General features: G+C 64.0%; 12 protein-coding genes. All 12 read right to left on the bottom strand.

Annotated elements, in window-relative coordinates:
- Nucleotides 1-102: 102 nt before the first annotated feature.
- Nucleotides 103-804, bottom strand: coding sequence for a transposase (locus WKW80_RS01410; protein WP_340361736.1), 702 nt, complete (start codon nt 802-804; stop codon nt 103-105).
- An 11-nt stretch (nt 805-815) separates the two neighbouring features.
- The gene (locus WKW80_RS01405) at nt 816-1715 is read right to left on the bottom strand and encodes a class I SAM-dependent methyltransferase (protein WP_340361735.1); all 900 of its coding nucleotides are present in this window, start codon (nt 1713-1715) and stop codon (nt 816-818) included.
- Entirely contained in the window at nt 1712-2272 is a 561-nt protein-coding gene (locus WKW80_RS01400) for a DUF1415 domain-containing protein (RefSeq protein WP_340361734.1), read from the bottom strand. Before WKW80_RS01400 ends, WKW80_RS01405 begins: the two co-directional genes overlap by 4 nt.
- 84 nt (nt 2273-2356) lie before the next feature.
- Nucleotides 2357-3586, bottom strand: a complete 1230-nt coding sequence (locus tag WKW80_RS01395; RefSeq protein ID WP_340361733.1) for an MFS transporter — start codon at nt 3584-3586, stop codon at nt 2357-2359.
- Nucleotides 3587-3790: 204 nt separating this feature from the next.
- Nucleotides 3791-4927, bottom strand: a complete 1137-nt coding sequence (locus WKW80_RS01390; protein WP_340361732.1) for a deoxyguanosinetriphosphate triphosphohydrolase — start codon at nt 4925-4927, stop codon at nt 3791-3793.
- Nucleotides 4928-4960: 33 nt separating this feature from the next.
- Nucleotides 4961-6061, bottom strand: coding sequence for a 3-dehydroquinate synthase (aroB, locus tag WKW80_RS01385; protein ID WP_340361731.1), 1101 nt, complete (start codon nt 6059-6061; stop codon nt 4961-4963).
- Nucleotides 6062-6092: 31 nt separating this feature from the next.
- Complete coding sequence (locus tag WKW80_RS01380) at nt 6093-6653, bottom strand: shikimate kinase (protein WP_340362185.1); 561 nt, start codon at nt 6651-6653, stop codon at nt 6093-6095.
- Nucleotides 6654-6677: 24 nt separating this feature from the next.
- The gene (locus WKW80_RS01375) at nt 6678-8891 is read right to left on the bottom strand and encodes a type IV pilus secretin PilQ (protein WP_340361730.1); all 2214 of its coding nucleotides are present in this window, start codon (nt 8889-8891) and stop codon (nt 6678-6680) included.
- A complete protein-coding gene (locus WKW80_RS01370) occupies nt 8888-9430 on the bottom strand; it encodes a pilus assembly protein PilP (protein ID WP_340361729.1) in 543 nt (180 codons plus the stop codon). Before WKW80_RS01370 ends, WKW80_RS01375 begins: the two co-directional genes overlap by 4 nt.
- Nucleotides 9427-10107 (bottom strand): type IV pilus inner membrane component PilO, encoded by a 681-nt coding sequence (locus WKW80_RS01365; RefSeq protein ID WP_340361728.1) that lies wholly within the window; start codon nt 10105-10107, stop codon nt 9427-9429. Before WKW80_RS01365 ends, WKW80_RS01370 begins: the two co-directional genes overlap by 4 nt.
- A gap of 5 nt (nt 10108-10112) precedes the next feature.
- The gene (locus WKW80_RS01360; RefSeq protein ID WP_340361727.1) at nt 10113-10745 is read right to left on the bottom strand and encodes a PilN domain-containing protein; all 633 of its coding nucleotides are present in this window, start codon (nt 10743-10745) and stop codon (nt 10113-10115) included.
- Complete coding sequence (locus tag WKW80_RS01355; protein WP_340362184.1) at nt 10742-11821, bottom strand: pilus assembly protein PilM; 1080 nt, start codon at nt 11819-11821, stop codon at nt 10742-10744. The genes WKW80_RS01360 and WKW80_RS01355 overlap by 4 nt, the downstream gene beginning before the upstream one ends.
- Between the last annotated feature and the right edge of the window lie 90 nt (nt 11822-11911).

The following is an 11911-nucleotide window of genomic DNA, read 5'->3' as shown; positions in this document are numbered from 1 at the left end:
CAGATTCCAATTATCTGTCGATTCTGTCGCTTATCCATTATTTGGGGACACATCAAATTTGATAGCACTGGTGTGAGGTGAAATATGCACCGGAGGCAATTTTTACCCTTCTTTTTCTCGTGTCTTCGGCCGGCGCCCCGCCTGAGCCTTCGCCACCCGGCGTGGCGTGGCCGCTTGCAATTTTTCGACGAAACGCGCGTCCCCCGCGGCCCAGCCCTGCAGCGTCGATTCCGTAAGCAAGATCTGGTCTCGCGGTGAAATGCCGGCGCGCACCAAATCAGCATAGGCCGCTTCGCGCGCAAACGGGGTGTTTCCGAGCGCCCAGTACAGCGGATGGGGTGTCACCAGCCGATCGGTGCGCAGGCCCGCATAGTGGTTGTGGCTCGACCACGGATAGTCGCGCGCCTCGCGAACGATGCCTGCGCGAACCGGATTGAGGTCGATGTAGGCCATGCAGGCGAGAAGGTACTTGTCTGCCTGGATCAGCGTGGAGCGATAGCGCCCTTCCCACAGGGTTCCGCTGCGGTCGTGCCGGTCATTGAACCAGCGCACGTAGCTTCGCCCGACTGCCTGCATGAGCTTGGGCAATCCGTCGACTGTAGCGGGCGTGGCGAGCAGATGAAAGTGATTGCCCATCAGGACATACGCATGCAGCGCGACGGCAAAGCGCGGCGCATGCTCGCCGAGTAGCGAGAGCATGCGTTCATGGTCTTGCGAGTCGATGAAGATCGGTTGCCGGTTGTTGCCACGCTGGATCACGTGATGCGGCTGATCCGCGAGCGTCAGGCGGGGCAGGCGGGCCATGAGGACCGGACTCAGGTTGCCAATTCGGCGAGATCTGGCGAACGCGGCGCTTCGGGCAACGGGAAACGCGTCTGCTGCAGTGCGTCGAGCCCGAATTCCGCCAGCAATTCGCGCAAGCGCTGCGCGGCGCTGGCTTTGCGATGGCCGGTCCGGCGCGCGATGATCAACTCGTTCTTCATGCTGTGCTCCCAGCCGACCAGTTCGGTCACCGTGACCTGGTAGCCGTGCGCCTCGAGCAGCAGGCAGCGCAGCACGTTGGTGAGTTGGCTACCGATTTCGCGTGTATGCAGCGGATGCCGCCACAGTTCGGCCAACGGGGTGCGCGAGAGCGCCAACGCCTTGGTCTCGCGCAGGCACGCCGCGAGTTCCGCCTGGCAGCAAGGTACGAGCACCATGAAGCGTGCATTCTTCGCGAGTCCGAACGCGATCGCGTCGTCGGTGGCGGTATCGCAAGCGTGGAGCGCGGTGACCACATCGATCTGCGCCGGCAGTTCGTCAGAACGCGCGGACTCGGCCACGGTCAGGTTGAGAAACGACATCCGGTCGAAGCCGAGTTGCCTTGCCAGCGCCGTCGACTTCGCCACCAGTTCGCCGCGCGTCTCGATGCCGTAGACATGCCCGCCACCCAGCGCCTTGAAGAACAGGTCGTAGATGATGAACCCGAGGTACGACTTGCCCGCGCCGTGGTCGGCCAGCGTCGCGGTCGCGCCTTCGCCGGGCAATTCGCGCAGCAGTTTTTCGATGAACTGGAACAGGTGATAGACCTGCTTCAGCTTGCGACGCGAGTCCTGGTTGAGCCGGCCCTCGCGCGTGAGGATATGCAGTTCCTTGAGCAACTCGATCGACTGGCCCGGCCGCACGGCATCGGCCAGTTCGGCCTCGGCCTTGAGGGCCTTCGCGGTCGTCTTCATGGCGTCGCCGCCCCGGGGCCGGTGTCGAGCGCAGCCCAGCCTTTCGCGCCCAGCTTTTCCAGGGTCTCGATGTTGCGCTCGAAAATCTCTTCCGCTTCAGGGAACGCCTCTACCGCGCGGCTCACGCTTTCCTCGCGCAACAGATGCAATGTGGGATATGGGGCGCGATTGGTGGCGTTTCCGATGTCGTCGACCTCCGTGCCTCCGAACTGGAATTGCGGATGGAAGGTAGCGAGTTGCAGCACGCCGTCATAGCCGGCGCGCGCGAGCAGCCGCTCGGCACGCACGGCGAAATCGTTGAAGTCCAGAAAATCAGGCAAGGTGTTCGGCGCGATCAAAAGCGTAGTGTCGCGCACTGCAGCCTCGCATGCGACGAGCGCCGCCGCCTCGGCCAGCAGCGTGTCGACCAACCCGTCCTCACCGGCGGGCAGGTAGGCCGCCCAATGAATTTGCGCCTTGACGTGCACCGCCTTGGCGAACGGGCAGAGGTTGAGTCCGATCACGGCACGCTCGAGCCAGCGGCGGGTATCGGCAATGGCTTGCGCCTCATTGGTCATCGAGATCATTCCTCCGATGCGCTCATAAGACACGCTCCGCGCCTTGCGCTGCGGCGCAGGCGCCGTCGGGAGGCCAGCGCACGCTCACGCCGTCCCGCCCCGTGAGGCGGCAGGCAGGCGCGAAGCCAGGATGATGCCAGCCAACGAACACATCAATGTCACCGTCCAAGTCCACTGCCAGCCACCCACGCGATGCGCGATCCATGCGACGAGCGGCGGGGCGATGAATTGGCCGAGTGCCGAGGCCTGCTGCATCATGCCCACGGTCGTCGAGACGGTCGCAGGCCCCGGAGCCAGCCGCACCGCGAGCATGAACAGCGTTGCAGGCACCGTGCCGCCAAGCAGTGAGAAGACACACGCCGCCAGATACCGCAAGGCAGGCGGCAAGGCCACGGCATCGACCCCCTGCCCCCATTGCCCGAACGCAGCAATGCTGCCGAGCGCCATGACACCGTAGCCGATGCGCAGCAGGCGAGCCGGCGCCATGCCTCGCTGCAACCATCGCCCGCCGACGACGTTGCCGACAATGTTCATGGCCGCCGCCGTCGCGGTGAGCACGGCGCTCCAACCCGAGGGCACTCCGGCCTCCGCATAGATCGCGGGAAGGAACCCGATCACCGCCATCCACTGCGACGAATAGACGGCAAAGGCCAGCGACACGAACCATGGCCCGGAGGAACACAGCGTGATCTTCAGGCGACTGCGCCAGTCCGTCGCAAGGGAGCCCGTGCCGCGCCGGACATCCGAGGGAACCACGCGAGCGACCCACACGGCAGCGCCGGCCGACAGCAGCGCCAGCACCCACCACCATCCAGGCCAACCCGCCCACGCGATCAGGCCCGGGCCGCACAGCAACGCCAGCGCCACACCGAACGGCATGTAGGCACCCCAGATGCCGAGGGCGGCCTTCTCTGCGCCGGGCGGCGTCATCACGCGGATGAGTCCTGGCGCCGGCATCACCACCAGCAGGAATCCCACGCCCTCGAATGCGCGCAACAAGAGTAGCCAGACCACGATGCGGGGCGGTGCAAGCAGCCCGACCGCACCGCCCAGGAGGCTTGCCACCGTCGCAATCGTCAGTCCGATCATCATGCTGCGCCGCAAACCGATCGCGTCGGCTGCCAATCCGATCGCAAGGCCGAGCGTCATGCTCGCCAGTTGGACCAGCGACAGCATGAAGCCGGCCTCGACCAATGAAAGTCCAAGCGTGGATTGCAGCGCAGGGATGGCCGGCGAGAGCTTGCCCAAGTGCAATGCCACGCTCACGCCGGCCGCGACCACGGCCAGCGCGGCGAGCGGTACGCGCGCGGTCATTGCAGCCCCCGCGCCCGGCAAATCGTGTCCTCGCCGCCCCAAAAGGGAGCGCGTGCTTGCTTGGGGCGGCCCGGCGCTGCGGTCAATTGGCAACCTCCGTGCTTCGCACTGCGGTGCGAGCGCCTTCGGGCGGCCGGGCGGCGCATTGGATAACCTCCGTGCTTCGCACTGCGGTGCGAGCGCCTTCGGGCGGCCGGGCGGCGCTCATGCAATCCACCGTCGGCCGGTCAGCCGTTCGTGCTCGCGCATCGCGAAACGATCGGTCATGCCGGCAATGTAGTCGGCCACGGCGCGCTCTCTGTCGGGTCGGCCAGCAAAGGAGTCGGGCATCTCCGTAGGCTTGTCGAGGTAGGCTGCGAAGAGGCCGGCAACGGCCTCCCTGGCCTGCTCGGTCGTCTGCATGACCTGCGGGTGGCGGTACAGGTTGCGCAAAAGAAAACGTTTCAGCGCGGCCGATTCGATGCGCATCGCCTCGCCGAACAACACCAGTGGCCCGCCTTGCCGCGCAGCGTCCACATCCCCAGGCGCGGCGACCGCCAGGGCCGCGCGGGTGGTGTCGATCACGTCGTAGACCTGCGCGCTCAGCATGCGCCGAATTGCCTCGTAGAGCACCCTGCGCCCCTGCAGGCCGGGGTACTCGGCGAGCGCCTGGGCCCGATGGCGCTCGAACAGGTCGACCTCCGCAAGATCCTCGATGCAAATCAGACCCGAGCGCACGCCATCATCGATGTCGTGTGCGTTGTAGGCGATCTCGTCGGCCAGGTTGCAGAGCTGCGCTTCCAGCGAGGGTTGCACGCGGTCCAGGAAACGGCGCGCAACGCCGTCGGGCTCCAGCTTTTCGAGTCGCTCCGCGTTGGCACGCGAACAGTGCTTGAGGATGCCCTCCCGCGTTTCGAAGCTCAGGTTGATTCCGTCATATTGTGGATATCGGTGCTCGAGTTCGTCGACGACGCGCAGGCTTTGCAGGTTGTGCTCGAACCCTCCGTGGTCCGCCATGCAGGCATCGAGCGCATCCTGCCCCGCGTGGCCGAACGGCGTGTGGCCGAGGTCATGGGCCAGCGCAATGGCCTCGACCAGATCCTCATTGAGCGCCAGCGCACGGGCAATTGAGCGCCCGAGTTGCGCGACCTCCAGCGAATGCGTGAGCCGCGTGCGGAACAGGTCGCCTTCGTGATTCAGGAAGACTTGCGTCTTGTAGACCAGTCGCCGAAACGCCGTGGAGTGGACGATGCGATCGCGGTCACGCTGGAACGCGTTGCGCGTGGGCGCGGGCGGCTCCGGATAACGCCGGCCGCGCGACTGCGCGGGGTCGCAGGCATAGCAGGCAAGCGACGGCGTCATTCCGATTCAAGGTTGAGAGCGTGAATTGCGGAATCAGGCTTGGCAGCACCGCGACAGCACCTCTCGCACCAAGGCCTCGGGTGCGGCGCGCATCACGGCCGATCCGGGTCCGTCCAGCACCACGAAGCGGATTTCCCCGCCCTCGGATTTCTTGTCCACGCGCATCAGTTCAAGGTAGCGCTCCGTCCCCAGTGCCGGTCCGACGACGGGCAAGCCGGCGCGTTCGATGAGCCGCGTCAGCCGCGCTACGAAAGCCGCATCCACGCCTCCAAGGCGCTGCGAGAGCTGCGCCGCCATCACCATGCCGCAACCGACCGCTTCGCCGTGCAGCCACTCTCCGTAGCCGAGACCCGATTCGATGGCATGGCCAAAGGTGTGGCCGAAGTTGAGGATGGCGCGCAGCCCGGCTTCGCGCTCGTCCTGACCCACCACCTCGGCCTTGATTTCGCAACTGCGCTTCACCGCATGGGCGAGCGCGGCGCCGTCGCGCGCCACCAGCGCATCCATATGGGCCTCGATCCAGTCGAAGAACGCCATGTCGTAGATCGGCCCGTACTTGATTACTTCGGACAGGCCCGCGCTGAGCTCACGCGGCGGCAGCGTCTTCAGCGTGCCAAGGTCGCACAGCACCAACTGTGGCTGATAGAACGCGCCGATCATGTTCTTGCCAAGCGGATGGTTGATGGCCGTCTTGCCGCCGACCGAGGAATCGACCTGCGCCAGCAGCGTCGTGGGCACCTGGACAAATGGCACGCCTCGCATGTAGCTGGCCGCGGCGAATCCGGTCATGTCGCCCACCACGCCACCGCCCAGCGCAAACAACACGGTCTTGCGATCGCAGCCATGCCCAAGCAGTGCATCGAAGATCAAGTTGAGGGTAGTCCAGTCCTTGTAGACCTCCCCATCGGGCAGCTCCAGCAGATGGACAGTGCGATAACGCTGCTGCAGGACGGCGCGCAGGCGCTGTGCGTACAGGGGCGCCACCGTCGTGTTGCTGACGATCAGCGCACCGGCGGCTGACGGCAGGGCATCGTAGTGCGCCGCATCGTCCAGCAAATCGTCGCCAATCAGGATCGGGTAGCTGCGGTCGCCGAGTTCTATCTCGACACGTTCCAGGGTCGCGGTCAAAGGCATCCTGCGAGTTTAGGGGCAGCCGGCCCGCCACTCAGTCGTGTGGTTGAACTGGCGGAAGATCGGGCTGCGCCGCAGGCACGACGATGCCCGCAAGCTCCAACTGCATCACGATGATATTGACGAGCATGGCCACGGAAGGACGTCCGGTCTCGACCACGTCATGCGCGGTCTCCCGATAGAGCGGATCGCGCGCGGCGTGCAGCTCACGCAGACGCCCGAGCGGATCGGCCACCTGGAGTAGCGGTCGCTTGACGTCGTGGCGAAGTCGGCGAAACAGATCTTCCGGCGAGGAACGCAGGTAGATCACATGGAAACTGGCGCGCAGCCTGTTCCGGTTCGCCTCGCGCAGCACCGAGCCACCGCCGGTCGCCACCACGCCGGTGGCGGTCTCGGCGAGGTCGGCAATGACCTGCTGTTCGATGTCACGAAAGCTGGCTTCACCTTCACGTTCGAAGTAGTCGCGAATCGAGCAGCCGATTCGCTGCTCGATGACGTTGTCACTGTCGATGAAGGGAAGTTGCAGGCGCTGCCCCAAGCGCCTGCCCACTGCAGATTTTCCGGCGCCGGGCAGCCCGACGAGCGCGACCGCCATGCGGTTCAGCAACGACCGCGCATATCAGCGCGCGGCGTTGCGGTCAGTGATCATTTTCGGGGTGATGAAAATCAGCATTTCAGTCTTGTTGGCAGTGCGATTGCGCGTTCGGAACAGGCCGCCAAGGTAAGGCACCTCGCCCAGCACCGGAACGCGCGTCTCGTCGGTGGCTTCGGTGAGTTCGAAGATACCACCGATGACCACCGTACCGCCGTTCTCCACCAGCACCTCGGTCTGCACGTGCTTGGTGTTGATCGCAAAACCGGCCGTCGTCGCCTGGCCGACAGTGTCCTTGTTGACGTCGAGCGTCAGGATGATGTTGCCTTCCGGCGTGATCTGCGGCGTCACTTCGAGCTTCAGGTTGGCCTTGCGGAAGGCGATGGAAGTCGCGCCGCTCGACGTGGCAACCTGGTATGGCAGTTCGGTACCTTGCTCGATCAGTGCCTTGGTCTGGTCAGCCGTCACGACACGCGGGCTGGACACCACCTTGCCCTTGCCGTCTTCCTCCAGCGCGGAGATCTCGAGGTTCAGGATTCGCGACAGGTTCGAACTGAACAACGACAGTGCAAACGCACCTGGCTGCGCACCGCTTGCCAGCGCCGCCGGCAAGTTGATGAAGTTGCTGTTGGCAAAACTGGCCGTCGACGAGTTGGCCGTCGAGTTGGTGTACGTCGTGCTCGTGGCTCCGAGAAGCGCGTTGTTGATGATGTTGTTGGCCAAGGTTGGCGGCGTCAGAGTGCCCGGGCCGTAGGTATTGATGCCCGCGGTACGCACGCCGGTCGTGATCACTGGCTGCGTGCCGAAACTGCTGGTGGAATTCAGCACGCCACCGCCCAGCTTGACACCCAGCGACTTGCCGAAGGTGTCCGATGCTTCGACGATCCGGGCCTCGATCAGCACCTGGCGAACCGGCACGTCGAGTTTCTGGATCATTTCCGTCACTTGCACCAGCCGCGAAGGAATGTCGGAGACGAAGAGCTGGTTGGTTCGGGTCTCGGCAATCACCGAACCGCGTGCGCTCAGCAGACGAGTCGTCGTACCTGCGCCTCCGCCCGACACGCCACCACCGCTCAGCTGCTGCTGGACAATTGCAGCCTTGGTGTAGTTGAGCTGGTAGGACTGCGTGCGCAGCGGCTCCAGCGTCTCGATCGCGGCCGCGGCTTCGAACTCGACCTTCTCCTTGGCGTTGATTTCGTCCTTCGGCGCGATCCACAGCACGCTGCCGTTCTTGCGCATGCCGAGGTTCTTGGCCTGCATGATGATGTCGAGCGCCTGGTCCCAGGGGACATCCTTCAGGCGCAGCGTCAGCGAACCCGTGACGGAGTCGGAGGTCACGATGTTGAAGTTCGTGAAGTCGGCGATGACTTGCAGCAACGAGCGGATCTCGATGTTTTGGAAGTTCAGCGACAGTTTCTCGCCGCTGTAGCCCGGGCCGCGTGTGAGCTTGGTCGGGTCGATCTTGCGGGCGCGCACTTCGACCACAAACTGGTTTTCGCTCTGATAGGCGCTGTGTTCCCATTCACCGGTGGGCTCGATGACCATGCGCACGCGGTCGCCCGACTGCTGCGTGGTGATCAATTGCACCGGCGTTCCGAAATCGGCCACGTCGAGGCGGCGGCGCAGGCCTTCAGGCAGCGTGGACTTGGTGAATTCGACCACCAGGTTCTTGCCTTGCTGGCGAATGTCGACGCCGACCTGGTTGTTCGGCAGGTCGACGATCACGCGACCTGTGCGGTCAGGGCCCAGGCGGAAGTCCACATCCCTGATCGGCAGCATGTCGCGATTGCGGTTCTCCGCAAACGCACCTTGCTGCGACGCAACCAGCGCGGGACCAGCGACCGGCTCCAGCAGCACGAGCAACGACTTGCCCTGGATTTCCGTCTTGTACGCGGTCGCCTGCTTGAGGTTCAAAACCAGCCGCGTACGCTCGCCGGCCTGCACAACGTTGACCGAGCGAAGGTTGCCCTGGTTGATGTCGATGGCCGAGCGGCCGATGCCATTCGTCACGCCGGGGAAATCGAGTGCGATACGCGCGGGAGTCTGGATCGCAAAGCCGGTCGGCGGTGCCGTCAGTGGCTGCGTCAGGTCAACGCGGATCACTTCCGCACCGGACTGCATCGAGCTGGTCACAGATTCGATGGCATTCTGCGCATGAACGACCGCGGCGACGCCAAGCGTCAGCAGCGTCACGCTGGCGGCACGGAGCCACTTGGCGGCGGTGATTTTTACTTGCTTCATTTGGTCGGCCTCTCTTGCAGTTGCAGCGTCGCCACGCGTTCGATCCATTCACCGGCGGCGTCCTGCACGATTTCACGCAAGCCGAGTTCGGTTTCACTGATGCGGGTGATAAGCCCGTAGTTAAGTCCCAGGTGCTCGCCGACGCGCACCTGGTAGAGCAACTTGTCGACAGCGATCAGCGCAACGGGCTTGCCGTTTCGGTTCAGGCTTCCAACCATCGCCATCGAATCCAGCGGGAAAGCCTCGAGTGCCTCCTTGCGCCGCGCCAGCTCAGGCCCGATCAGTCCCGAATTGGTGGGCTGGGCCGAGTCGCGCCGGAGCGCCTGGGTGAGCTTCTGGATGTCGAACGGCTCCGTCGCGCCGACCTCGGTGTAGCCTTGCGGCGTGAACCTCTTCGGCTCGGAGATGGGCGTCACCGTGGGCTTCACCTGGGCGCGCTGCTCGATCATCCATTGTTGCAATTCCTCGCGGCCGGAGTCGCCGCAGCCGGCGAGACCGACGACCGTCGCCGTCATCAACAATATGTGCAGGAACTTCATTTCTTCGCCCCCGCTGCCGCCGCGGCTGCCTTCTTCTGCATGTTCTGCTCTTCCGCATCCAGGTAGCGGAAGGTGCGCGCCGTGGCATCCATGGTCAGTGAACCATCTTTCGCTGGCGCCAGCGCGATGTTGTTCAAGGTCACGATTCGCGAGAGGTTGGCAATGTCTGCCGCAAACGCGCCCATGTCGTGATAGCGGCCGGTCACGCGGACCGCGATGGGCAACTCGGCGTAGTAGTCCTTGACCACCACGGTGCCGGGTCGGAACAGTTCGAACTGCAGGCTTCGGCCCAGGCCGGCCTGGTTGATGTCCGACAGCAATGCGTCCATCTCGGCCTTGCTCGGCAGTTGCTTCTCAAGCAGCGTCACATACTGCTGGACTTGTTCGCGCTGCTTCTTGAGCGCGTCCAGGTTCGCCGCCAGCACCACCTTCTTCTGGTAGTCGGCACGCAGCGTCACTTCCTTTGCGCGCTCGGCCTCGAGCGTGTCGTTCGAATTGGTGAGCCATACGAACCAGAGTGCCACCAGCACCACGACCGTCACCAGCACGCACAGCGCGTAGCGCGGCACGGCCGGCCAGACGGAAGGGTCGTTGGGATTCAGGCCGCGGAACTGGTTGCCGAAGCGGCGCAGCGATGCGGCAACATCGATGTTCGGAGCAGAGCGTCGTGTAGCCATGGCGCTTATCCTTTCGCCGCTGCCGCGGGCGCAGCGGGTGCAGCGGGTATCGCACCGGCTGCCGGCTTTTGCGCGTCGGTCGGCCGCTTGAGGCCGATCTTCATCGTGAAATTGGAAACGCGGCGCGTATCGCGTGGACTCAACGCCACCGTCCCGGCAGTGATTTCAACCAGCTCCGGCTTGACCAGCCAGGGACTGTTGTTGCCCAGGTTGCGCAGCAGTTCGGACACGCGCTCGTTGGACTGCGCCACGCCTTGCAACGTCACAGCCTGGTTGTCCTGCTTCATGTTGATGAGGTAGACGCCGTCAGGCAGTTGCCGCACCAGTTCATTCATCAAGTGCACGGGCAGATTGCGGTCGCCCTGCAGGTCTTCCACGGCTTGTTGCCGGGCGCGCAACGCGGCAATTTCGGCCTGCAGCGTGGAGATTTCCTTGATCTCGGCCTCGAGCTTGGTGATCTCGGATTGCAGGTAGGCATTCTTGGCCTGCTGCGCCGAGATTTGCGCCTCGAACCAGACGTAGGCCGCACCGGCAATCAAGCCGCCCGCCAGCGCGGCGGCGCCCAGCGACGCATAGAAGGTCTCGCGACGCCGCTTTCGCGCCGCCTCCCGGTGAGGGAGCAAATTGATCAGGATCACTGCACGAACCTCCGCATGGCCAGGCCGCAGGACGTCAGGTAGGACGATGCTTCGCGTCGAACCTTCTTTTCACGGATTCCGGGACCCATCTCCATGCCGTCGAACGGGTTCAATAGCGAACAGGCGAATGACGTCTGGCGCGTGACTGCGCTGGTCAGCCCAGGCAATGCGGCGGACCCACCGGCCAGCAACACATAGTCGACGCGGTTGTGCGGCGTGCTGGTGAAGAAAAACTGCAGGGCGCGGGCGATTTCCTGCGCAATGCTTGCCACGAAAGGCTTGAGCACACCCGCGCCATAGTCGTCCGGCAGGTCGCCGCTGCGCTTCTTTGTTTCCGCTTCTTCCGCGGAAAAGCCGTACTGGCGCACGATCAGTTGCGTCAGTTGCGCGCCGCCGAAAGCCTGATCGCGGTCGTAGAGCACTTCCTGGTTGCGCAACACCTGCATGCTGGTGGTGTACGCACCCACTTCGAACAGCGCCACCACTGCATCACGCCCCTGCCCCGGCAATTGTTCGATGAGGCGCGACGTCGCCAGGCGGGAGGCGTAGGACTCCACATCGAGAATCAAGGCCTTCAGCCCGGCTGCTTCGGCCAAGCCTTGCCGATCCTGGACCTTTTCCTTGCGCGACGCCGCAATCAAGACCTCGACATCACCGGCCGAACTCGCGTTTTGGCCGATGACGCAGAAGTCCAGACTCACTTCGTCCAATGAAAAGGGAATGTACTGGTTGGCTTCGGACTCGACCTGAACCTCGAGCTCCTGCTCGCTCATGCCACCTGGCAGCACGATTTTCTTGGTGATCACGGCCGACGGCGGCAAGGCCAAGGCCGCATTCTTAGTGCGCGTGCCACTCTTGCGAACCACACGGCGCACGGCCTCGGCGACCTCGTCGAATTTTTCGACGTTGCCATCGGTGATCCAACCACGCTCCAGCGGCTCGATGGCGCAGCGTTCCAGCACCAGTTTTCCTAGCGCATCGCGACCAAGTTCAACCAGCTTCACGCTGGACGAACTGACGTCCAACCCAAGCAGGGGAGCGGGCTGACGACGAAACAACGATCCCAGTGCAGTCAAGTTGAATCCCATCCGCTTGTAACGATTGGAAATATTTGCGAGTGGTTGCATGCTAGCAGCAAGCACCGCAGCCAACCAAGCAGCGAACCC

Source organism: Variovorax humicola (genome assembly GCF_037889915.1).
Classification (GTDB): Bacteria; Pseudomonadota; Gammaproteobacteria; order Burkholderiales; family Burkholderiaceae_C; genus Variovorax; species Variovorax humicola.
Note: the sequence above shows the minus strand (reverse complement) of the source record. Positions and strands in the feature narration are given on the sequence as shown.

Excerpts from the sequence above, each read along its gene's own strand:
- WKW80_RS01365 (WP_340361728.1), bottom strand. The coding sequence starts at position 10,107 with ATGGCTACACGACGCTCTGCTCCGAACATCGATGTTGCCGCATCGCTG.
- WKW80_RS01375 (WP_340361730.1), bottom strand. The coding sequence starts at position 8,891 with ATGAAGCAAGTAAAAATCACCGCCGCCAAGTGGCTCCGTGCCGCCAGC.
- WKW80_RS01400 (WP_340361734.1), bottom strand. The coding sequence starts at position 2,272 with ATGACCAATGAGGCGCAAGCCATTGCCGATACCCGCCGCTGGCTCGAG.
- WKW80_RS01370 (WP_340361729.1), bottom strand. The coding sequence starts at position 9,430 with ATGAAGTTCCTGCACATATTGTTGATGACGGCGACGGTCGTCGGTCTC.
- aroB (WP_340361731.1), bottom strand. The coding sequence starts at position 6,061 with ATGCCTTTGACCGCGACCCTGGAACGTGTCGAGATAGAACTCGGCGAC.
- WKW80_RS01390 (WP_340361732.1), bottom strand. The coding sequence starts at position 4,927 with ATGACGCCGTCGCTTGCCTGCTATGCCTGCGACCCCGCGCAGTCGCGC.
- WKW80_RS01380 (WP_340362185.1), bottom strand. The coding sequence starts at position 6,653 with ATGGCGGTCGCGCTCGTCGGGCTGCCCGGCGCCGGAAAATCTGCAGTG.
- WKW80_RS01405 (WP_340361735.1), bottom strand. The coding sequence starts at position 1,715 with ATGAAGACGACCGCGAAGGCCCTCAAGGCCGAGGCCGAACTGGCCGAT.
- WKW80_RS01410 (WP_340361736.1), bottom strand. The coding sequence starts at position 804 with ATGGCCCGCCTGCCCCGCCTGACGCTCGCGGATCAGCCGCATCACGTG.
- WKW80_RS01395 (WP_340361733.1), bottom strand. The coding sequence starts at position 3,586 with ATGACCGCGCGCGTACCGCTCGCCGCGCTGGCCGTGGTCGCGGCCGGC.